Annotated in this window: 19 protein-coding genes; 1 reads left to right on the top strand and 18 read right to left on the bottom strand. The window is 61.4% G+C overall.

The window, feature by feature from the left end:
- Positions 1-14 precede the first annotated feature (14 nt).
- From ALTER154_RS08135 to ALTER154_RS08050, 18 genes are all read right to left on the bottom strand, one after another.
- Positions 15-149 carry a type VI secretion protein gene (locus tag ALTER154_RS08135; RefSeq protein ID WP_160086094.1) on the bottom strand — a complete coding sequence of 45 codons (135 nt, stop codon included), beginning with the start codon at positions 147-149 and terminating at the stop codon, positions 15-17.
- A gap of 54 nt (positions 150-203) precedes the next feature.
- Complete coding sequence (locus ALTER154_RS08130; RefSeq protein ID WP_160086092.1) at positions 204-941, bottom strand: Imm52 family immunity protein; 738 nt, start codon at positions 939-941, stop codon at positions 204-206.
- Complete coding sequence (locus tag ALTER154_RS20980; protein WP_256665619.1) at positions 938-1291, bottom strand: Tox-REase-5 domain-containing protein; 354 nt, start codon at positions 1289-1291, stop codon at positions 938-940. Before ALTER154_RS20980 ends, ALTER154_RS08130 begins: the two co-directional genes overlap by 4 nt.
- Positions 1292-1593: 302 nt before the next feature.
- A complete protein-coding gene (locus ALTER154_RS08120) occupies positions 1594-1932 on the bottom strand; it encodes a hypothetical protein (protein ID WP_160086090.1) in 339 nt (112 codons plus the stop codon).
- Positions 1925-2419, bottom strand: a complete 495-nt coding sequence (locus ALTER154_RS08115) for a DUF4123 domain-containing protein (RefSeq protein WP_160086088.1) — start codon at positions 2417-2419, stop codon at positions 1925-1927. Before ALTER154_RS08115 ends, ALTER154_RS08120 begins: the two co-directional genes overlap by 8 nt.
- Positions 2420-2424: 5 nt before the next feature.
- The gene (locus tag ALTER154_RS08110) at positions 2425-4479 is read right to left on the bottom strand and encodes a type VI secretion system tip protein VgrG (RefSeq protein ID WP_160086086.1); all 2055 of its coding nucleotides are present in this window, start codon (positions 4477-4479) and stop codon (positions 2425-2427) included.
- Positions 4480-4496: 17 nt separating this feature from the next.
- Complete coding sequence (locus ALTER154_RS08105; RefSeq protein WP_160090062.1) at positions 4497-6008, bottom strand: sigma-54-dependent Fis family transcriptional regulator; 1512 nt, start codon at positions 6006-6008, stop codon at positions 4497-4499.
- A gap of 10 nt (positions 6009-6018) precedes the next feature.
- Positions 6019-8622, bottom strand: a complete 2604-nt coding sequence (gene tssH, locus ALTER154_RS08100) for a type VI secretion system ATPase TssH (RefSeq protein WP_160086084.1) — start codon at positions 8620-8622, stop codon at positions 6019-6021.
- Positions 8623-8633: 11 nt separating this feature from the next.
- Positions 8634-9641 carry a type VI secretion system baseplate subunit TssG gene (tssG, locus tag ALTER154_RS08095; RefSeq protein WP_160086082.1) on the bottom strand — a complete coding sequence of 336 codons (1008 nt, stop codon included), beginning with the start codon at positions 9639-9641 and terminating at the stop codon, positions 8634-8636.
- Positions 9605-11395 (bottom strand): type VI secretion system baseplate subunit TssF, encoded by a 1791-nt coding sequence (gene tssF / locus ALTER154_RS08090; protein ID WP_160086080.1) that lies wholly within the window; start codon positions 11393-11395, stop codon positions 9605-9607. Before tssF ends, tssG begins: the two co-directional genes overlap by 37 nt.
- Before the next feature lie 31 nt (positions 11396-11426).
- Complete coding sequence (locus ALTER154_RS08085) at positions 11427-11702, bottom strand: PAAR domain-containing protein (protein ID WP_160086078.1); 276 nt, start codon at positions 11700-11702, stop codon at positions 11427-11429.
- Between the two features lie 9 nt (positions 11703-11711).
- Complete coding sequence (tssE, locus tag ALTER154_RS08080; protein WP_160086076.1) at positions 11712-12119, bottom strand: type VI secretion system baseplate subunit TssE; 408 nt, start codon at positions 12117-12119, stop codon at positions 11712-11714.
- A gap of 270 nt (positions 12120-12389) precedes the next feature.
- Positions 12390-13865 carry a type VI secretion system contractile sheath large subunit gene (tssC, locus tag ALTER154_RS08075; RefSeq protein ID WP_108489172.1) on the bottom strand — a complete coding sequence of 492 codons (1476 nt, stop codon included), beginning with the start codon at positions 13863-13865 and terminating at the stop codon, positions 12390-12392.
- A gap of 24 nt (positions 13866-13889) precedes the next feature.
- Positions 13890-14396, bottom strand: coding sequence for a type VI secretion system contractile sheath small subunit (tssB, locus tag ALTER154_RS08070; protein ID WP_160086074.1), 507 nt, complete (start codon positions 14394-14396; stop codon positions 13890-13892).
- A 33-nt stretch (positions 14397-14429) separates the two neighbouring features.
- The gene (gene tssA / locus ALTER154_RS08065; RefSeq protein ID WP_160086072.1) at positions 14430-15992 is read right to left on the bottom strand and encodes a type VI secretion system protein TssA; all 1563 of its coding nucleotides are present in this window, start codon (positions 15990-15992) and stop codon (positions 14430-14432) included.
- 468 nt (positions 15993-16460) lie between these two features.
- Entirely contained in the window at positions 16461-17366 is a 906-nt protein-coding gene (locus ALTER154_RS08060) for a D-hexose-6-phosphate mutarotase (RefSeq protein ID WP_160086070.1), read from the bottom strand.
- Between the two features lie 105 nt (positions 17367-17471).
- A complete protein-coding gene (locus ALTER154_RS08055) occupies positions 17472-18848 on the bottom strand; it encodes a TRAP transporter large permease subunit (RefSeq protein ID WP_160086068.1) in 1377 nt (458 codons plus the stop codon).
- Positions 18841-19386, bottom strand: coding sequence for a TRAP transporter small permease subunit (locus tag ALTER154_RS08050; RefSeq protein ID WP_160086066.1), 546 nt, complete (start codon positions 19384-19386; stop codon positions 18841-18843). Before ALTER154_RS08050 ends, ALTER154_RS08055 begins: the two co-directional genes overlap by 8 nt.
- Before the next feature lie 196 nt (positions 19387-19582).
- On the opposite strand from ALTER154_RS08050, the gene ALTER154_RS08045 reads away from it, so the two are divergent.
- On the top strand, positions 19583-20683 hold the full coding sequence (locus ALTER154_RS08045; protein WP_090250792.1) for a TRAP transporter substrate-binding protein: 1101 nt from the start codon (positions 19583-19585) through the stop codon (positions 20681-20683).
- The last annotated feature ends 2 nt before the right edge of the window (positions 20684-20685 follow it).

The raw sequence follows: 20685 nt of genomic DNA, 5'->3' as shown, positions 1-20685 counted from the left end.
TTAACTCCTTGCGGTCAGTTGCCGCGTTTCACTGCTTGCGGTTCGCCCAGGGGGCGATATTCGTCATCGTTGAACTTGTAATTGCCGCTGCAGGCGGAGAGGCATAGGGCCAGGGCGAGCAGGGCGGTTGGCCAGAGGCGTTTCAGCATTGGGTGCTCCTTGTATTCAGTGGGCAGAGGGTGAGCAGTGGTTGGGTAATCAATTCAGAGCGCCGTGTGCAGTGGCAGCAGATCGAGGTCAGCAAGGCTGACCTCGATGGCGTTGGCCGCTTGGATATGCGCTGGGTTACGTACATCGAAGAGTTCATCGCAAACGCTGACGATCAGCGTGCCCAGCTGTGTTTCTGCGCGAGAGACAGGGAAGATGCTGGTGCTAGCAGGGAGTGCGTCTTCTGCAATGATTTGCGGTAAGTACAGAATCCAGCCGGCCCCCAGGCGATCCTTGAAGACCTGATGCATGGCGAAATAGCGGGCAGGCCCAATAGAGGCCATGGTCACAGGCCAGGGCCAGGTACTGATCAGTTCACGCAGTAGTTCAATCAGCGCCTCAAGTCGGTCAAGGCTAGGCAGTGATTTGGTTTGCAATGTCAGGGTGCAAGGTGAACCGGGCATGGTCGACAGGGTCAGGTCGAATGCAGCAGCGCCCCCTTTCTCCAGCCCGTTCCAGACTCCCAGGCTGCGCCAGTTGCCTACCAAGGCATTGGGCGAGTCTTTTTCGGCCTGTAAGGCGGCGTCTACAAGTGCTGGCGAGGCACCGCTTGGCTCGAACGCTTGCAGGGCTATTGATGCCTGTGGCGTATCCGCTGGCGGATGCCATTGATGCTCTGGCAGCCCATAACGCTTCAGCAGTTGCGCCACCTGCCAAAGTGCATCGGCATGTTCTTGGGCACTGGGTAGTGAGGTGGTCAGGCGAAAGGCCAGCGATAGATTGATACTGCTCATGGCTGCAAGAAGGTCCGAATGATGGGGGCTGAAACCCGGAAGCGGCTGCTGAAGTGCAAATAACTGAGCTCCTGCATGAAATACCAATGCAGGCTGCTGGGTGGATTGGCCTGTACCACGGCGCTTTGCGCCGCGGCCTGCTGTAAGACTTTTGCTTCGCCGCTGATCTTGAAGAAGAATTTTGGCTGCCCGTCTTCTGGATCGAAGAATTGGTCATATTTGGCTTTGGCTTCTTGTAACAAACACTGAGAAGCCTTGAACCCGTCAAAGTCCAACGATGCGAAATTCCATTCGGTAAAGGGCGCAAAACCTGTAACTCGCGCTTGGTATTCGCGGGATATGTCAGACATGTTCCATTGGCGCGTAACCAACGAACCGCAATCCGGGGGCACTCTTTGCACGCCTGGCGGGTTGAGGTTTGGCTGGTCGTGGTAGCTACCGGCGTGCTTCGCGACTGTGCGGCCGCATCGCTGCGGCGTTGTACTTCTTCATTAACCAGTACTCCGCCGCCAGCAGCGGCACCTGCGGTGGCTGCACCCTGAGCGGTTTTGTTGGCAGCGGTGCGGGCAGCTGCACGTGTAGCGCCCTGAACGAGGACGCGTCCTGCGGCACCCAGCAACGGCGGCGCGAGTAGTACAAGTGGGCCGGGCATTTAGTGTGCTCCTGAGGCAAGTTGCGCCTGCATGGTGGCTAACAGATCGTTCAGTCGTTGCTCGACGGGTTGTCCGGGCTTACGCAGCCAGGCGTCAACCTGAGGGTCCAGGTAGAAGTCCGGTGCTATGGCCTCGGTATAGAGAAACTGGGTCCTCGCGGCCTGATCGCTGAGTCCCAGTTCTTCCGCATGGTCGTTTGCGGCCTTTAAGCGGGGCAGCAACGGCTCGTCTTTGAGCGAGGGAATGTCCTGAACAATGGCGTCGCGTACCTGAACCAGAAAGTCATTACCTTCCAGCTGTTCCAGATGCCGTAATTGCTCTTCACGCAGCTTAAGCATGTTCACCTCCATGGCGCTTAAGTTGCCCATCTTCCAACCAGAACCAGGCGTGGGCGGCATCGAAAAAACTATGACGCTGCTCCTTGTCCAGCACCGGTTGCAGCTTGCTGAGTACGCGAGGGTCATAGAATCGCAGAAGGGCACGCTGGCCGTCGGGTAGCTCGGTATCGAGGCGCGCCTGCAGCAGTTGGGCAAGGATGTTTAATGGCTTCTCAGTGAGCAGCCAGACGACGGCCGGCCGTTGCTGACTCAGTTCTTCGAAAACTCCAAGCCAGCCACGATCCTGCTCCAGATCAAACAGCCAAGGACCTGCATCTGCCAGGGCCTCTCCATCGGTATCGCGCAACAGCGGCATATTCAGGCCACGCTGGCTATGCAATGGAAAGCCACGGTGTTGCTGGTATTGCAGACCATCGACCAGCGCGTAAAGACGCAGTTCTGGATTTACGGCTTTGAGCTCATCGCAATGGCTCATAAGAGGCAACATCATGTTCATCCTCGAATCACCAGCGAAGCGCCTGATTTGGCGGCCTTGACCAGGCAGCTGAGGCAGATTCCCGATTCAAACGGAGGGTTGACCAATGCTTGCTGTAGCGTGGCTCCCGCCTTATCTGCATCCGCCGCGCCCGGAATAGTGGGCGGCAGAATCGCGATGCCTGAGCCTTTACCCGGCGCCCCCCCCGAATTGATCTTGATCGTCGCACCGCTGAGTGTGACGCCACCTGGGTCGAGTTTGAGGAAGCTGCCGCCGCCTACTGCGGTGAGCTCCATGCCGGCGTCGATCACTACTTTGTTGCCGGCGTAGTAGTGAATTTCGTTGCCGGCTTCGACGAACTGGCCGACGCCGACTTTCACATGTTGTTTCTGCCCGACTGTGAGGTGGTCGTTGCTGCGGGTTTCCACTTTGCGGTCGGCGTGGGTGGTGCGGTGTTCTTCGGCGAGAAACTGGCTGTAGCTGTTGGCTTCGACCGTGTCGTGACGTTCGTGGCCGATGCGGATCTTCTGGTCGTGCTCGATGTTTTCGTCCCAGTCGCGCTGGGCGTGCAGATAGATCTGTTCGGCGCCTTTCTTGTCTTCAATGCGCAGCTCGTTGTAGCCGCCACCGCCTGGGCTACTCAGGGTTTTGAACAGGCTACGGGTCTTGTTTGCTGGCAGCGCGTAGGGCACGACGTGGGCGGTGTGGTACAGGCAACCGGTAACCAGCGGCTGGTCGGGATCGCCTTCGAGGAAGGTCACCAGCACTTCCATGCCGATGCGCGGGATGGCGATAGCGCCGTAGCCATCGCCGGCCCAACTGGAGGACACGCGCAGCCAGCAGCTGGTGGTGTCATCCGCCTGACCTTCGCGGTCCCAGTGAAATTGCACTTTGACCCGGCCGTACTGGTCGCAGTGGATTTCTTCACCCGCTGGCCCGGTGACCACGGCGGTCTGGCTGCCGAGTACCTTGGGTTTCGGGTGCTTCAGCGCTGGGCGATGCAGCACATCCCATGGCGTGGCGCTGAAGCGGTTGCGGTAACCCTGCTGGAAGCCGTCGCTGACCTGGGTGTGGCTGGTGACCGACTCTTCCAGCACTTGCGGCTGTTTGCCTTCATGGCTGATTTCCGTCAGCAACCAGAGCTGGTTCCAGTCATCACGCGGATGCTCGCTGAGGTTGAGGAAGTGGCCGCTGACCAGCAGCGGCTGATCGCTTTCACCAGTGGCCAGTTCGTAGTCGCTGCGGTGGCGTTCCAGGTTGCGTTTGGCCAGGTGTTTGCCGCGCTCGCGTTCAACAAAACTGCCGGGGTAGTCGTAGTCCTCAAGGTCAGGCTGGAACTCGCTGTTGAAGGCGGCTTCCATCAGCAGCTTGGGTTTTTCGAAGTTGTAGTCGCGGCGGGTGACGCGGTTGCTGCGGGTTTCCAGGCGCAGGGCGAAGCGCTTGATCACCGGGTCGTCGGCGACCAGGCCGCTGTCCTGCTGGTACGCGGTGGGCGCTAGTTTGGGGAACACCGTCTGATCATCGCCGAAGACCAGCACATGGCCCTGTTCGCTGTGCTGGAAGTGGTAATGAATACCTTCTTCTTCGCACAGGCGCTGGATAAAGTGCAGGTCGCTTTCGTCGTACTGCACGCAGTATTCGCGCGCCGGGTAGACGCTGGTGCCGAACTGGAATTTGTAGGCATTGCTCTGGATGCCGTGCTCTTCGAGCACCTGGCTGATGATCTTTTCCACGCTCAGGTGCTGGAAGATCCGCTGATTGATGCGGTGCGCCAGATAGGCCAGCTGCGGGCGCAGGGTGACGTGGTAGCGGGTTAGGCGCTGCCCGGAGTCGCCCTGGGCGATGCGGTAGATCAGGCCGTGAATGCCACTGCCGTCCGGGCTGATAGCGAGAAAAGCCGGCTGGTGCAGCAGGCTTTCCAGGTCGAGATCGGGGCGCTCGCTGATCAGCTCCAGCTCGAACACGAACGGCTGGTTGATGGCTTCACGGCCGGTAAATTCGAGCACCTGCAGATCGTGGCTGGCACCTTCGATGCTCAGGCTGAAATGGGACTGATTGGCGGCGTTGAACATGCTCTTCTCCTTAAGCCTTACACGTCAGCCGGGCTGATATTCAGCCGCTGCATGCGGTACAGCAGGGTGCGGCGCGGTAGGCCCAGCTCGCAGGCGGCGCTGGTCTGGTTGCCACGGTTCTTGCGCAGGCAGTCGAGCAGCAGGCTGCGTTCGACGCGCTCCATGCGCTCGCGCAGGTTCATGCCGGGCTCATCGTTGCTGCCGGCCTGGCGCAGGTCGAAATGTTCTGGCAGCAGCTCGCCGCCTTCACACAGCAGCACGGCACGTTCGACCAGACCTTTGAGCTCGCGCACGTTGCCGGGGAAGGGGTAGCGGGCCAGGTGATCGAGGGTGCTATCAGCCCAGCGGCACTGGTTACGCTGCAGAAAGGTGCTGGCCTTGTCGGCGAAGTAGCGCGCCAGAGTGAGGATGTCCTGATCGCGCTCACGCAGGGCCGGCAGTTCGATGGGGAACTGCGCCAGGCGATAGAACAGGTCCTCGCGGAAACGGCCTTCTTCCACCAGGTTGCGCAGGTTGTGGTGAGTGGCGGCGACGATGCGTACATCGACCTTGTGCGTGGCGGTGGAGCCCAGCGGGCGCACGTCGCCTTCCTGCAAGACGCGCAGCAGTTTGGCTTGCAGGCTCAGCGGCATATCACCGATTTCATCAAGGAACAGGGTGCCGCCATTGGCCGCGTCGAACAGGCCCTGATGGTCGCGGTCGGCACCGCTGAAGGCGCCTTTGCGATAGCCGAACAGTTCGCTTTCCAGCAGGTTTTCCGGCAACGAGGCGCAGTTCTGCACGACAAAGGCCTTGCTGCGGCGGAAACCACAATCGTGGATGGCGCGGGCCACCAGTTCCTTGCCGGTGCCGGTTTCGCCCGCCAGCAAAACGCTGACTGGGTTGTGCAGCACTTTGCTGATCAGCTGGTAAACGCTGCGCATCGCCGGGCTGTCGCCAATCAGGCCATAGCCGCTGGCGCAGGGCGTGCTGACCACGGCAACCGGCTGCTCGCTGCGCGGCGAACGCAGGCGCTGCAGCAGATGCAGTTGGGCGACAACAAAGCTACCCAGATGGCCGAGCGAGTCGGCAAAACCCTGCAGTTCACGCGAGCGCTGGCTGGCAATCAGCAGCAGGCCGGTGACGCCTTTCTGTTCATCCAGCAGCGGCTGGCACAGCAGACTGCGCCAGGGTTTTTGTGCCTCGGGGAGGAAGCCGGTCTGGTGCAGGCTGCTGTCCAGTTCATTGAGGCTCAGCGTCTGGTTCTGGCACAGGCAGTACTGCAGCAATTGTTCGCCGTCGTAGTCGCTGGACAGGCTGGCATCCGCGCGCGGCTGCAGCAGGCCGTCCTGCCATTCGGCAGACAGGGTCAGGCGTGTGTGGGTGTCGTCGAGCAGGTACAGCTGGCTCAGTTCGCTGCCCGACAGCTGCGCGGCGCTTTCCACCAGGCCGCCGAGCAGGGCGTCGCTATTGGCCGCGCGCGCCAGCGTGGCGAAGCGTTGCAACAGCGCTTCGGCATAGCGCAGTGGCTGCGGCACCTGGCTGAACATCAGCGACACGTTAAGCGAACTCACAGACCACCGTCCCTTCGCCGTCCAGGGTGGCGTGTACGCGTTGCAGGCTTTCGCCACTGGCCATGGCGTCGAGCAGGCGGTCGACCACCAGCGGTTGCAGGTGCTGGTCGATCAGGTGATCGATCAGGCGCGCGCCGCTGTCGCTGTGGCTGCAACGCTCGGCGAGATTTTCCAGCAGCGCCTGGCAATGGCTGAACTGCAGCTGACGGCGCTGCAGGCGCTCGCCGAAACGCGCGAGTTTGAGGCCGACCAGCTCGTTGAGCACCTCGCCATTGATTGGGTAGTACGGCACCACGCGCATACGGCCGAGCAGCGCCGGCTTGAAGTGCTGGGTCAGAGTCGGGCGAATCGCCTGTTCCAGGGCTTCCGCATCCGGGCGCTGGCCGCCCTGGCAGAGGCTAGCGATGCGCTCGCTGGCCAGGTTGCTGGTCATCAAAATCAGCGTATTGCGGAAGTTGATTTCGCGGCCTTCGCCATCGTTGGCCACGCCTTTGTCGAAGATTTGATAGAAGACGTTCATCACGTCCGGATCGGCTTTCTCCACCTCGTCGAGCAGCACCACCGAGTAAGGCCTCTGCCGCACGGCTTCGGTGAGCATGCCGCCTTCGCCATAGCCGACGTAGCCGGGCGGTGCGCCGATCAGGCGGGAAACCGTGTGCTTCTCCTGGAACTCGGACATGTTGATGGTGGTGAGGAAACGCTCGCCGCCGTACAGCAGATCCGCCAGGGCCAGGGCGGTTTCGGTTTTACCGACGCCGCTGGGGCCGACCAGCAGGAACACGCCGACCGGCGCATCGGCCCGGTTGAGTCCAGCGGCTGTGGCGCGCATGGAGCGGTCCAGCGCGGCGATGGCTTGCGCCTGGCCGCGTACGCGCAGGCCGAGGTCGTGGGCGAAGGTCAGCACCTTGCTGTTGTGTTCGCGGGCCAGCTGGCTCAGCGGCACGCCGGTCCAGTGGCTGATCACTTCGGCAACCAGGCGCGGGCAGACTTCAAAACTGACCAGGCGCTCATTCACCTGAGCGCTGGCCAGCTCGGCTTGCACGGCGCGCAGTTCGCCTTCCAGTTGTTCCAGCTGAGCGGCTTGGCCGTCGCTGTTCTCTGCGTCGCTAGGATTCTGGCGCAGGCTGGCGCATTGCTTGCGCAATTCCAGCAAGCGCTCGGCCAGCTCGCGCTGCACCGCCCAACGGGTTTCGATCTGCTCCAGTTCGGCGCGGGCCTGGCTCAGGCGTGCTTCGAGCTGTTCGAGACTTTCGCTGTCGATGTTCAGGCCGGCTTCCATATCGCGGCCCATAGCCTCGCTCTGCCGCTCGCCCTCGGCGATTTCGCCACGCAGGCGCTCCAGTGCTTCTGGGGCTGCGGCCAGGCTGATACGTACACGGGCGCAGGCTGTGTCGAGTACATCGACGGCTTTATCCGGCAGCTGGCGGCCAGCCAGATAGCGCGCGGACAGCTCGGCAGCAGCGACCACGGCGTCGTCACGCAGGTAGATACCGTGGCTTTTCTCGTAAACAGGCGCCAGGCCACGCAGGATGTTTACGGCTTCATCGACGGTCGGCTCATGCAGTTGCACCAGCTGGAAGCGGCGGGCCAGTGCCGGGTCCTTCTCGAAGTACTTCTTGTATTCGCTCCAAGTGGTGGCGGCGATGGTGCGCAGCTCACCACGTGCCAGGGCGGGTTTGAGCAGGTTGGCCGCGTCACCGCTACCGGCCTGGCCGCCGGCACCGATCAGGGTGTGGGCTTCGTCGATAAACAGGATGATCGGCTTGGGCGAACCTTTGACCTCATCGATCACGCCCTGCAGGCGGCGTTCGAATTCGCCTTTGACGCTGGCGCCGGCTTGCAGCAGGCCGAGGTCCAGGCACAGCAGTTCGACACCCTTGAGCGCCGCCGGCACTTCACCAGCGGCGATGCGCAGGGCCAGGCCTTCGACAATGGCGGTCTTGCCGACACCGGCTTCGCCGACCACGATCGGGTTGCTTTTGCGGCGGCGGGCGAGGATGTCGATCATCTGGCGAATTGCGCCGTCGCGGCACAGCACCGGGTCGAGCTTGCCGTCACGCGCCTGCTGGGTGAAGTTGTGAGTGAAGCGCGAGAGGTTCGATTCGCCACTATTTGCGGGTTTACCTGCAGCGATTTGCGGCTGCTGGGCCAGGGCGAATTCGCGCAGGCGCTCGGTATTCAGCTTGGCCAGCAGTGGTTGATAGTGGCTGCCGGCATAGCGCATCGGATTACGCAGCAGGGCGAGGATCAGCGCGGCTTCATCGACCTGGCTCTGGCCGAGCTCCAGGCTGGCGACCAGCAGAGCGTCCTGCAGCCATTGCACTAGTTCGGTGGCAAATACCGGGTTGCGCGATTCGCTGTGTTCGCCGCGCGGTTGCAGCGCGCGGGCCAGCTCGCCGGCGTCCACTTCGGCATCCTGCAGAGCGCGGGGCAGCAAGCCTTCGGGACGCTCGAGCAGGCCGAGCAACAGGTCTTCCACCAGAATCTTGCTGCCACCGCGGACTACGCAGCGCTCGGCGGCGGTTTCCAGGTCCTGTTTGCTGGCAGCGTCGAGGGCTTGAACCAGTTGCTGTAAGTCGACGTTGATCATTTCATCAATCCTTAATGAGCTTTGCTGCCGAGGGTGACCACGCCGTCGGCGTTGTCACGCCCCAGCCAAGTGGTCCAGCCCAGCAGGCAGGGGTTGTCCGCGCCGAGGCGCAATTCGCGTATTTCGTCCTGGCGCAGTTCCAGGCGGATGTCGTAATCCAGCGGGTCGCGCAGGGTGAAGCGCACCAGCGCGCAGAGCGGTTGGTAGCCGCTGCCGATGGGCAGAAATTCATGGAAGCGATCCCAGTTCAGCTGGCGTACATGGATGCGAAACTTGCCGCCGCGGTCACGCACGAACTCGCCGAGCACCAGGCTTTCACCCAGCTGGCTGTTGGCCAGACCGAGGCGGTTGCGCTGCTCGCCGAGGATTTCCACCTGGCGCTCCAGGCACTGCTCGATATGCAGGTCGGCGTGCTTGAAGTAGTAGCGCAGCACCGACTCGATCAGCGCTGCCGAGTGGGCGCGCAGGCTGAGCAGGCCGAGGTAGGGCAGCAGGCGTTTCCAGTTCAATTCTTGCGCCTGGCGAATGGTTTCACCGCCCAGGCCGATCAGGGCAAACAGGTGCGCGGAGAACGGGTCGACCGCACCGCTCTGGAAGCGTGTGTGGTAGCGGTATTTCTGCCAGGTCGGCAGCAGCAGACGCTGCAGACGGTTGTTGAACAGGTCGAGGAAATCCCGCGTTGGGTTGCCGTCTTCACTGTCACCCAGCGCCTGTTCACCGTAGAACGCCGGCAGCGGCGAGCCGGCGCCAAACAGGCTGACCAGGTTGATGCGTAGGCGCGCGCGCAGCTCGCCGTGCTCTTCGAAAAAATGCACGCGATCGATATCGCTACCTGGGAACCCCATGCTCGGGTTGGCCTGCAGTTCCAGTCGCTGGTACAGCGCTTCCTCATCCAGTTCAGGATGAGCGGCGTGCAAGCGTTCCAGCACCAGCTGCACACCCTGAAACAGGCTGTACTCGCGGATCCCCCGGCTAAGCCGGTTTAGAGCAGGGGCTGTAGCCCCATGCGCGGCGTCCATTGGTACACCTCTCCCTGTGTGCTCTGTACGCGCAGCTCGTGATACGAGTTCAAGCTGGCATACAGGGCGAAAAATTCATTGAGTACGGTGGCGAAGAGGAACAGGTCACCCTCGCCGACATAACCCTCGGGGTTGATCGTCAATTGCGTGCGTACACCGCGCACCGGCAGGCCGCGATGCAGGCGGTCGACGTGCTGATGGCTGATGCTTTTCAGGCCGTCGAGCAGGCGCTTGCTGACCTTCTCCGCGTGCTGGTCGTAGTAGCGCGGCAGGTCGTAGGTTTCGAGGATCACCTTGAGCGCGTCGACGTTGGCCAGCGACAGGTAGTTCAGCGACATATTGCTGATCAGCTTCCAGAGAAAGTCGCGGTGCAGCGGCGGCGCGTAGCTCGGCGTGACCGCGCTGATATTGCGGAAGGTGAGAAACTCCGGGGTGTCCTCGCAGGGCATGCAGATATCACCGAGACCCAGCTGGCGTGGCAGGTTCTGATTGGTACAGGTCAGCTCGATGGACAGCGTTTCGTGCTGATCAAGGTTGCGCAGGCCGAAGCTCAGGTAGGTTTCCAGGCCGTCGCCCAGCAGCGAAGGTTGCTGGCGCACGCTGTAGTGCGGGCGCGCCAGAGGCACATCGAAGCTGGCGTCGTGCTCGAAGGATTCGAACGGCACGTACTCTTCATAGCCCTTGCCGCCGGGCTTCCAGCCGGTGACGCGATCCACCGAGAACACCCCGCAGTGCTCGGAGTCGAGCTCCGAGGGCAGCAGCAGGTACTGGTCTTGCTTGCCGTCGAGGCGAATCGGGATGGCGTCATGGGCGAACAGGTTGACCACCGGCGTGCAATACAGCCGCACGTTATCCAGGGTCGGGCGGATACGTTGCACGCCGGCCTTGTGGATATCGAAACGCAGCTCGATGCCGCGCGCCTGCTTGAGCACGTCCTCGGGAACGCGCTTGAGTACATCCAGGCCGAGCAGGTCGACGAACAGGAACTTGTCCTGGAAGGCGAAGTATTCCTGCAGGTAGCGGTATCCGCGAAAGGTGTTCAGCGGGTAGGGAATCAGTGCCTGATCTTCGGCAAAACCCACCGGCTGAACGTTGCTGGCCGGCAGCTGCAGCGGTATCAATGGACGATCATCAGGCCCTTGCAGCGGCTTACCAGTCGCATTCAGCAGCACCAGCTGCACACCGCCGAGATGGCGCAACAGGCTCAAGTACAGCAACTGGCTGATATAGCGCTCACCGGAAAGGTGCAGACGCAACTGCTTGAGGTTGAGATCACCCAAATGACCATCGGCACTCATCGCCAGACGCAGGCTGAGCAGCGCACCGTCACCCTTTACCGAGTAGTCCAGGCCATTCAGCGCCAGCGGCAGCACCTCGGTGGCAAAGGCGGTGCGGAAACGGCAGGTCACGCCCTGGATCGGTTTGGATTCCACCGGCGTATGGCGCGGCACCAGCAAGGCGCCGCCCGGCCGTTTGAGCGGGTCGAACTGCAACATGCTGAACGCCGGCAGCGGACGCATATAGTTCGGCCACAGCAGGTGCATCAACGAATGGGTCAGCTCCGGCAGCTCATCATCAAGCTTCTGCCGTAGGCGCCCGGTAAGAAAGGCGAAGCCTTCCAGCAGCCGCTCGACATCCGGGTCGCGCCCGCTCTGCCCAAGAAACGGCGCCAACGCCGGGCTGCGCTCGGCAAACCGCTTGCCGAGTTGGCGCAGGGCGGTGAGTTCGCTCTGGTAGTAGTGGTTAAAAGACATCTCAGCGGTTCATCCTTGTGGCTGTATCAGGTCAACCGCCAATCAGCACGGTACCGGAGCCGGCGATCACCGGATTGCCATGGCTACCCACGGTGCCGAGCACTGTGGCCGGTTTGCCGTTGATCAGCACGGTTGGGATTACCGCGCTGGCCAGGGCGCTGCCGCAGCCGGTGGGGTCGCCCATGCGCGCAGCGGGTAGGCTGTCGAACAGCACGTCGGGGGAGCCGGCGACAATTGGATTGGGGCCATGGCCGGGAATCGGGCAGGCGGTTGGGTCGCTGACGCGGGCTGCGGGTTTACCGGACATGGGCTCTCCTTAATTGACCTTGACCTGTCCGCTGCCGTCCAGGCGCGCGGAGAAACTGACTTGGCGTTTAAAGCCGTCCACTTCCAGCAGGCCTTCGATGGCAAAGGCCAGGCTCAGCGGGTTGTTGTCGCGGGGCAGGGAAATCACCCGCACGTCGCTTAAACGCGGTTCGTACGCTTCGATAAAGCGTTCGATGGCGATACGCGCCTGCTGCAGTGAATCGTGCAGCGACAGACGCATATCGTTGAGATCGGGCAACCCGTAGTCGGGCAGCGTTTGCACGCTGCCCGCCCGGGTGCTGAGCATTTTTGCCAGGTGGGTCGCCACCGACGCCATGGCGGCGACCTCGCGGCTCCAGCCAGCGCGTTGGCTGGCTTCACCGCCGAGGCGTTCGAATAGGCTTCCGTACCCGGCCATAGTCAGGTTCTGCCCACGAACAAAACACGGTGGCGACGCTGGCCGTTTTCGCGCAGTGCCAGAAAGGACGAACGTGGTGTGCTGCTTGCCCACGAGTTCGTCATGACGCCGCAATGCGCGAAAACGGACGCGTCCCGAAGGGTTGCGCTCAGAAACTCGCCAGGCTGCGTTAATCGACCCTTATTTGGAACAACCAAACCGCGGGTCTCGCGCCTTGCCTGGCGAGTTTCTGTGCGGCAACGCCAGTGTGTTTTGTTCATGGGCAGAGCCTCATTCCTTGTCCAGCTTGCCGACGAGCGACAGGGTGAAATCGGCACCCATGTACTTGAAGTGCGGGCGCACGTTGAGGCTGACGCGGTACCAGCCCGGCTCACCATCAACATCGCTGACGATCACCTGAGCGGCGCGCAGCGGACGGCGGCTGCGTACTTCGGAGCTCGGGTTTTCCTGGTCGGCAACAAACTGGCGGATCCACTTGTTGAGTTCCAGTTCCAGGTCGGTGCGCTCTTTCCAGGCGCCGATCTGCTCGCGCTGCAGCACTTTCAGGTAGTGGGCCAGACGGTTGATGATGAACATGTACGGCAGCTGGGTGCCGAGCTTGTAGTTCAGTTCAGCCGTTTTTCCTTCTTCGCTGATGCCGAAGAACTTCGGCTTCTGCGCCGAGTTGGCGGAGAAGAATGCGGCGTTGTCGCTGCCTTTGCGCATGGTCAAGGCAATAAAGCCTTCTTCGGCCAGCTCGTATTCACGACGGTCGGAGACCAGCACCTCGGTCGGGATCTTGGTTTCGATCTCGCCCATGCTTTCGAAGTGGTGCAGCGGCAGGTCTTCTACCGCGCCGCCGCTCTGCGGGCCGATGATGTTCGGGCACCAGCGGAACTTGGCGAAGCTGTCGGTCAGCTTGGAGGCGAAGGTGTAGGCGGTGTTGCCCCACAGGTAATGCTCGTGGCTGTTGGCGACGTTCTCTTTGTAGACGAAGGTCTTCACCGGGTTGTCTTCTGGATCGTACGGGTTGCGCAGGAGGAAGCGCGGTACGGTCAGGCCGACGTAGCGAGCATCTTCCTGCTCGCGGAAGCTCTGCCATTTGGCGAATTGCGGGCCTTCGAAGTGATCTTTCAGATCCTTCAGGTCCGGCAGGCCGGTGAAGCTTTCCAGGCCGAAGAATTTCGGACCGGCAGCGGCGATAAACGGTGCGTGGGACATGCTGGCGACGCTGGCAACGTATTGCAGGGTCTTAACGTCCGGCGCGCTCGGGTCGAAGAAGTAGTTGGCGATCAGTGCGCCGACCGGCTGGCCACCGAACTGGCCGTATTCGGCGGTGTAGATGTGCTTGTACAGGCCGGACTGGGTGATTTCCGGGCTGTCTTCGAAGTCATCGAGCAGATCCTGCTTGGAGGCGTTGATGATCTCCAGCTTGATGTTTTCGCGGAAGTTGGTGCGATCCACCAGCAGCTTGAGGCCGCGCCAGGAGGATTCCAGCGCCTGGAATTCGGCGTTGTGGAGGATTTCGTCCATCTGCCGGCTGAGTTTGGCGTCGATCTCCGCGATCATGCGGTCGACCATGGCCTTTTTCACGGGCTCATTTTCGTTCTGCGGCTTCAGCAACTCTTCGATAAAGGCCGACACGCCACGCTTGGCGATGTCATAGGCTTCGTCGTCTGGAGTCAGTTTGGTCTCGGCAATGATGCGGTCGAGGATGCCGAGGTCGGCGGCGCTGCGACCGCTTTCTACTGCTGCACTAGTGCTCATGAATTAGCTTCCTTGTTAATTGAATCAGGAGTCCAGCTTGCCTTGGGCAGCCAGGCCGAGTTCGCCGAGTACGCGGTCACGCGAGTCGTCGTCAGCCAGCACGCTTTCGATGGCTTTGCGGAAGGCCGGGGCGTTGCCCAGTGGGCCTTTCAGAGCCACCAGGGCGTCGCGCAGTTCCATCAGTTTTTTCAACTCAGGGACCTGGTCGACCAGGTTGGCCGGGTTGAAGTCCTTCATCGAGTTGATGCGCAGTTGCACGGCCATGTCGTCGCCTTCGGCGTCGTCTTGCAGACGATTAGGCACGGCGAAAGTCAGGTTGAGTTCCTGCTTGGCCAGCACTTCGTCGAAGCTGTTCTTGTCGATGCTGATCGGCTTGCGGTCTTCGATCTTGCGATCGTCGGCGCGCTGGGTGAAGTCACCCAGAACCATCAGTTTCAGTGGCAGTTCGATCTCTTCCTGAGCACCGCCAGTGGCGGGTTTGAAAGTTACGTTGATGCGTTCCTTGGGGGCTACCGAGCCTTCTTTGGCCATGGTCATTCTCCGTTACGGTTATGGCCCGAGGGCCTAGTCCAGTACCACTTCAAGATCGAGGTGGCACAACCTGCGGTAGATCTCTTCCTTGCTTTCACGTATTGCGTGGTTCTGCGGCAACAGCTCACAACAGCTGTGCAGCATGCGCAGTACGTCCAGGGCGAGATCGGGTTCCCAGTCGCCGAGGCCGGTGGCCTGTAGCGTCTGGTCGAGCGATTCCAGTTGGGTCTTGGCCAGTTCATATTTCTTCGCGCTGTAGCACAGCCGCGCCAGGGTCAGCTGCCAGAAGAAGCGTTCGCGGCCGCCGCGCGCCTTGGCCAGGCCAAGCTTGAGTTGCTGCACGGCGGATTTCAGGCCGTCCTTGCGCAGCTTGGGCAGGGTTTCCTGCAGGGCGATATCCCAGGCCGGTTGACTGCCGCCGTCGTTGGCGGCAGGGGCGCTTTCGCTGACCGGGGCTTGTACATGTGGCATCACGTGGGAGCTGAGCCAGGCGCGGGTCTGCGCATCGGCGAAGGCGCTGCCGTCGTGGAAGCGCAGTTCTTCCAGGCCACTCATGCGCTGCATAAACAGTGCGAGCTGAATCTCCACTTCGCGCATCGCCTGCTCGGCGTCCAGCTCATGCAGGCATTGCCAGACCAGGTGCTGGCCGTCGAGCCAGAAGGGCGCGCGGGCGATGCTGGCTTCCAGGTCGACCAGCAGATCGGCGTATTGGCCGTTCTGGTAGCGCTCTTGATAGCTGGCCAGCTTGTCGGCCGGCAGGCCACGAAGGGCGGTGATCTGTTCGGCGTTGCGTTCCGGCAGGCTGTCGATGGTCAGCCAAAGCAGGGTGCGCGCCAGGCGCAGGGGGCGCAGGTCGCTGGCTTTTTGTTTCAGCCAGTAGGCGCAGAGCGGACGGGCCTGGTCTTGCAGGCTACGCAGGCTCTTGTGCGCTTCCTTTTCGTTTTCCACCGGCGCGCCGGGGGTGAGCATCTGGCTGGCAGCCTGCTTGACCTGAGCAATCGCCGCACCGACCGAGCCGGGCTCTGGCTGACCCTGGCTGGCGCGCTTGACCAGCTCATCCAGGCGACGGCACAGCGGCAGCAGCAGTGGCGCATCTTCACCCAGGTGTTCGGCCAGGCAGGCTTCCAGGGCGCGCAGTTGTTCGGCCAGACTGCGGAACAGCGCCAGCTGCTCGCCAATCGGTACGTGCTCGGCCAGCGCTTGTTCCAGGCGCGGAATCAGCCAGCTGATGGCGGCGGCGCGGGTGCGCGGTTTGCGGGGGTGCAGCTCGGCCCAGTGGTTGAGGCACAGGTAGTGCAGCAGGCTGAAACCGGCCTGCAGACCGGGGAAGGATTCGCGCTGGTAGAGGCCCCAGATCAGCCAGGCGGCGACGCGCAAATCCTTGGAGTGGGCGCTGAGCAATATCTCGCTGTTTTCGCGGACCTTTTGCCAGTCAATCGCCGCCGTTTCGTGCAGCGCCGTGGCTTTTCCCAGCTCATTTTCGAGAACTTCGTATTCGCTGGAATAACGCACGTCATTACCGGCAAAGTTCCCTTCATTAATAGGGAGTTTGGCCAGCTCTAAATAATGAGCAGTGAGCTTGTTTGAATAGGTCATTCCATGACTCGATTATCGCTGCGGGTAACTTCAATAAAGCTGATTAAGCATTTGAAGACCGTCTTGCTGCGCCAGAAGTGCGCAAAAAATTGCGCACTTAAATGTGCAACAAGTTGCGCACGTCCTAGTGAGGTGGGCATCCTAGCCCCATGGGTCGTGCTGGACAACCGTTGAAAGTGTGAAATATGTAACAGTGAGAGATATTCGGGGATTAATAGCTGGGACGATAGTTCCTAAAAATTGTGAGTGTTTCGTCACAATAAGATGTGCCGGGGAAGTTGTGTAGGTATATGGCTCTATATATGTAAGTAATTGCTTACTGGCAAATTAGTGGCTCGTCACAGAAGTTGCCGAATTGCTGCAAGTTACTGTGATGCAATGCAGGTTTTACCGGGTTGGTCTGTGACCGATGTGCTGCGGCCGAGCCCGAACGGGCTCGGCGAAGGGAGGGCGTAAACCGTTGGTCGGTTAATCGCTACAGGATTCAGCCCAGAGACTCAAATCGAGCTGATGTTGCTCGCCCGCGGCCAGTACGCGGATGTCGTCCAGCACGTTGGCGTGTTCGATACACAGCATGCTGGGCCAGGCGTCAGCGGCGAATTGCGAGAGGCGCTGCGCCTTGTCGATCCAGGGGTTCCACAGTACGGCTGAGTTTGAGCCGCTGCTGTGTAGCTGGATGCGCCGCTGCCACGCGCGGTCGAGGATGCTCAACTGCGCCGGGGTGTCCAGGTAGATGCGGTCGGTCTCGCCGCTGAATGTCAACAGACCGTCCTGCTGGCGTTGCTGCCAGTCTTCCAGGGTTTCGATATAGCGGCAGCCGTGCAGGCCTTCGACTGCGACGTTGCGGATATCGCTGACGGCAAAGTAGCTGTGCAGCGCCTGGCTGATGGCCAGCGGCGTGTCGTCCAGGTTGCGGCTGTTCAGCTGGATATGCAGGCGTTCATTCAGGCGAATGTTCAGGCGCAGTTCGGCGGCGTGGGGCCAGTCGGCCAGGGGCTGGGTGGCGCTGTTGTAGACGAACTCCAGCTGGATGCCGTCATCGTGGCTGTCGATGCCCTGTAGCTGCCAGTCGAGGTTGCGCACCAGGCCGTGGGCGGGCGCAGTGTCGGGCTGCAGGTGCATAGCCTGCACCGCCTGCGGGTTGCGTTGCAGGTTGCCGAACCAGGGCCAACACACTGGCACGCCGCCGCGCATACCTTGGCCGCGCTTGTAGGCCGCTTGCTCGCTGAGCCAGATCAACGGCGCCTGGTCATCTTCCTGGTAGCTGAGTATCTGCGCGCCTTGTTGGCTGATCAGCAGCTCGCGGGCACCAACGCGTGCGCGCCAGCAGGTCAGCTCATCCAGCTCAAGGCGTTCAACGTGGGATCTGGCCATTGGCGTACTCGTAGAAGGAAGAATAAAGAAGGCTATTGGAGCCCAGCTTGTGCGCAGAAAGCAAAACGCCCGTCAGTGACGGGCGTTCTGTGGCTGGAGCCAGGCTTACTTGCCGTAGACCTGTTCCGGCAACCAGGTGATCAGCCCCGGGAACTGGTAGGCAATTACCAGCAGCAGGATCTGGATCAGGATAAACGGCAGCACACCCTTATAGATGGTACTGGTAGGCACAGACGCCGGCGTGACCCCGCGCAGGTAGAACAGCGCAAAGCCGAACGGCGGAGTCAGGAAGGAAGTCTGCAGGTTCAGCGCAATCATCACGCCGAGCCACACTGGGTCCAGGCCCATAGCCAGCAATACCGGGCCGACAATCGGCACCACCACGAAGGTGATCTCGATAAAGTCGAGGATAAAGCCGAGCAGGAAGATCACCACCATTACCAGGAAGAACGCGCCAAGCACGCCGCCAGGCAACTGGGCAAAGATGTCCTCGATCATCGCTTCGCCGCCGAAGCCGCGGAACACCAGGGAGAACAGCGAGGCACCGATCAGGATGAGGAACACCATGGCGCTGATTTCGGTGGTGCCGTAGGCCACTTCGCGCAGCTGGCCGAAGTTCAGCTTGCCCTTGTAGAAGGCCAGCAGCATGGCGCCGAGGGCGCCGAGTGCAGCGGCTTCGGTCGGGGTGGCGTAGCCCGCGAGGATCGAGCCGAGTACCGCACCGATCAACAGCAGCGGCGGTACCAGGGCATTGATCAGCTTGCCCCACTCGATCGGGCCCAGCTCTTCCTGCGGCAGAGCCGGCAGCTTCTTCGGTTGCAGGATCGCCACGCCGATGATGTAGAGGATGTACATGCCCACCAGCATCAAACCGGGGATCAGCGCACCGACGAACAGGTCGCCAACCGAGACGGTCTTCGGCGAGAAGATGCCCATCTTCAGCTGCGCCTGTTGGTAGGCGCTGGACATCACGTCACCCAGCAGCACCAGCACGATGGACGGCGGGATGATCTGCCCCAGGGTACCGGTGGCGGCCAGGGTGCCGGTGGCAATCGCCGGGTCATAACCGCGACGCAGCATGGTTGGCAGGGCCAGCAAGCCCATGGTCACTACAGTGGCGCCAACGATACCGGTGGATGCCGCCAGCAACGCGCCGACCACGCACACGGAAATCGCCAGGCCGCCGCGCAGGGTGCCGAACAGCCGCGACATGGATTCGAGCAGGTCTTCGGCGACCCTGGACTTCTCCAGCATCACGCCCATAAAGACGAACAGCGGCACCGCCAGCATGGTCTGGTTGTTCATGATGCCGAACAGGCGGTTGGGCAGGGCGCTCAGGTAGCCGCCATCGAAGGTGCCGGTGAGGATGCCGATACCGGCAAACAGCAGCGACACACCGCCCAGCGTAAAGGCCACCGGGTAGCCGGCCATCAGGGCCGCGCAGATGCTGATAAACAGCAGAATCGCCATCAACTCAGCCATGGTTCACCTCCGCGGCTGGCAGGCGGCCGGTGAGGATGTTGGCGAATTTGATCAAGTCGGAGATTCCTTGTAAGACCAGGCTGATCACCAGCACCAGGATGATGCTCTTCTGCAGGTAGACGAATTTCAGGCCGCCCGACTCGCTGGAGCCTTCCAGGGTCGACCAGGAATTACTGACGTAATCCCAGCTGGCCCAGCCGAGGAACAGGCACACCGGCAGCAGAAACAGCAAGGTGCCGAGGCTGTCGACTAGGGCTTTACGTTTGGCACTGAACTTCTGATAGAAGATGTCCACGCGCACATGGCCGTTGCGTTGCAACACCCAGGCGGCTGCGCCCATGAATACCAGTGCGTGGCTATACAGCACGGCTTCCTGCAGGGCGGTGGCGCCGATGCCGAAGCCGTAACGCAGGACCACCACGATGGCGGTGCCCAGCACCAGAAACAAGGTCAGCCAGGCGCAGGCCTTGCCGAAACGGGCGTTGAATGAATCAATCAGATGAGCAAGGCCGAGCAGCAGAGGAGGTTTATCGGACATTATGAGTCCTTATGGTTATGGGCTTTGTGGGCAGGCAGGCCGGCGATTCTAGGCAGGCCCGGGCACGTGCGGCAATGGCACTACAACTTTAGTCGTATCCGCTAGGCTTGAGAGTCACTTACCCCTATGTTACTCAGGCGCGGTGGGTCCGCAGCGATCCTGTGGTCAGACCACTACAACAATAAAGGAGCTTTGCATGAAACGTCGTCAAATTCTCGCAGCAGCAGGCGTAGGCCTTGCAGCCACGGCACTGGCCGGTTGCAAACAAGAGGCTGAAACCGCTGGTAAGCCCCAAGAAGGCGCGAGCAGCCAAACCTTCAACTGGAAAATGGTCACCTCCTGGCCGAAGAACTTCCCCGGCGTAGGTGTCGGCGCTGAGCGCTTCGCCAAGCTGGTTGAAGAAATGAGTAACGGCCGCTTGAAGGTCAAGGTCTATGCCGCTGGAGAGCTGGTGCCGGCGCTGGAAGTATTCGATGCAGTAAGCCGCGGCACCGCCGAAATGGGCCACGGTGCGCCTTATTACTGGAAAGGCAAAGTGCCGGCCGCACAGTTTTTCTGCGCCCTGCCATTTGGCCCCAATGCCCAGGAAATGAATGCCTGGCTGCACAAGGGCGGCGGTATGCAGCTGTGGGAAGAAACCTACAAGCCGTTCGGCGTACTGCCGATGGCCTGTGGCGCGACGGGCGTGCAAACCGCGGGTTGGTTCAACAAGGAAATCAACGGCGTCGCCGACTTCCAGGGCTTGAAGATGCGTACCCCAGGCCTGGGCGGCGAAGTGCTGACCAAGATGGGCGGTACTGTGGTCAACATGCCGGCCGGTGAGATCTTCACTGCGCTGCAAACTGGTGCTATCGATGCCACCGAGTGGATCGGCCCATACAACGACCAGGCCCTGGGCCTGCACAAAGCCGCCAAGTACTACTACACCCCGGGCTGGCAAGAGCCGAACGTCACCTTCGAGCTGGATATCAACATCAAGGCATGGGAAACCCTGCCGGCTGATCTGCAAGCTATCGTCCGCGCCGCTGCTCGCGAAGTGAATGGCGACATGCTCGACGATTACAACGCGAAGAACATGGAAGCCCTGGAGCAGCTCAAAGGCGAGGGCGTGGAAGTACGCCGTCTGCCAGATGAAGTGCTGGCCAAACTCAAGGAAGTGGCCGCCGAAGTGGTCGACGCCAGCGCCGCCGCCGATCCGGTAGCGAGCAAGGTGTGGGCGCAGCAGAAGGCTTATCTGCAGCGTTTGTACGACTACGCCGAGCTGAACGAGAAGGACATCTACAACATCCGCGGCTGATT

Origin of the sequence: Pseudomonas sp. 9AZ (assembly GCF_902506525.1) — a bacterium.
GTDB classification, from domain to species: Bacteria; Pseudomonadota; Gammaproteobacteria; order Pseudomonadales; family Pseudomonadaceae; genus Aquipseudomonas; species Aquipseudomonas peli.
This window is presented reverse-complemented; position numbering and strand designations above follow the sequence as displayed.

What these genes read in the sequence shown, in the direction of transcription:
- ALTER154_RS08115 (WP_160086088.1), bottom strand. Translation starts at nt 2,419, where the DNA reads ATGTTGCCTCTTATGAGCCATTGCGATGAGCTCAAAGCCGTAAATCCA.
- ALTER154_RS08120 (WP_160086090.1), bottom strand. Translation starts at nt 1,932, where the DNA reads ATGCTTAAGCTGCGTGAAGAGCAATTACGGCATCTGGAACAGCTGGAA.
- tssF (WP_160086080.1), bottom strand. Translation starts at nt 11,395, where the DNA reads ATGTCTTTTAACCACTACTACCAGAGCGAACTCACCGCCCTGCGCCAA.
- tssA (WP_160086072.1), bottom strand. Translation starts at nt 15,992, where the DNA reads ATGACCTATTCAAACAAGCTCACTGCTCATTATTTAGAGCTGGCCAAA.
- ALTER154_RS20980 (WP_256665619.1), bottom strand. Translation starts at nt 1,291, where the DNA reads ATGTCTGACATATCCCGCGAATACCAAGCGCGAGTTACAGGTTTTGCG.
- tssH (WP_160086084.1), bottom strand. Translation starts at nt 8,622, where the DNA reads ATGATCAACGTCGACTTACAGCAACTGGTTCAAGCCCTCGACGCTGCC.
- tssB (WP_160086074.1), bottom strand. Translation starts at nt 14,396, where the DNA reads ATGGCCAAAGAAGGCTCGGTAGCCCCCAAGGAACGCATCAACGTAACT.
- tssC (WP_108489172.1), bottom strand. Translation starts at nt 13,865, where the DNA reads ATGAGCACTAGTGCAGCAGTAGAAAGCGGTCGCAGCGCCGCCGACCTC.
- ALTER154_RS08045 (WP_090250792.1), top strand. Translation starts at nt 19,583, where the DNA reads ATGAAACGTCGTCAAATTCTCGCAGCAGCAGGCGTAGGCCTTGCAGCC.
- ALTER154_RS08105 (WP_160090062.1), bottom strand. Translation starts at nt 6,008, where the DNA reads ATGTTCAGCCAGGTGCCGCAGCCACTGCGCTATGCCGAAGCGCTGTTG.
- tssG (WP_160086082.1), bottom strand. Translation starts at nt 9,641, where the DNA reads ATGGACGCCGCGCATGGGGCTACAGCCCCTGCTCTAAACCGGCTTAGC.
- ALTER154_RS08130 (WP_160086092.1), bottom strand. Translation starts at nt 941, where the DNA reads ATGAGCAGTATCAATCTATCGCTGGCCTTTCGCCTGACCACCTCACTA.
- ALTER154_RS08135 (WP_160086094.1), bottom strand. Translation starts at nt 149, where the DNA reads ATGCTGAAACGCCTCTGGCCAACCGCCCTGCTCGCCCTGGCCCTATGC.
- ALTER154_RS08060 (WP_160086070.1), bottom strand. Translation starts at nt 17,366, where the DNA reads ATGGCCAGATCCCACGTTGAACGCCTTGAGCTGGATGAGCTGACCTGC.
- ALTER154_RS08055 (WP_160086068.1), bottom strand. Translation starts at nt 18,848, where the DNA reads ATGGCTGAGTTGATGGCGATTCTGCTGTTTATCAGCATCTGCGCGGCC.
- ALTER154_RS08110 (WP_160086086.1), bottom strand. Translation starts at nt 4,479, where the DNA reads ATGTTCAACGCCGCCAATCAGTCCCATTTCAGCCTGAGCATCGAAGGT.
- ALTER154_RS08050 (WP_160086066.1), bottom strand. Translation starts at nt 19,386, where the DNA reads ATGTCCGATAAACCTCCTCTGCTGCTCGGCCTTGCTCATCTGATTGAT.
- ALTER154_RS08085 (WP_160086078.1), bottom strand. Translation starts at nt 11,702, where the DNA reads ATGTCCGGTAAACCCGCAGCCCGCGTCAGCGACCCAACCGCCTGCCCG.
- tssE (WP_160086076.1), bottom strand. Translation starts at nt 12,119, where the DNA reads ATGGCCGGGTACGGAAGCCTATTCGAACGCCTCGGCGGTGAAGCCAGC.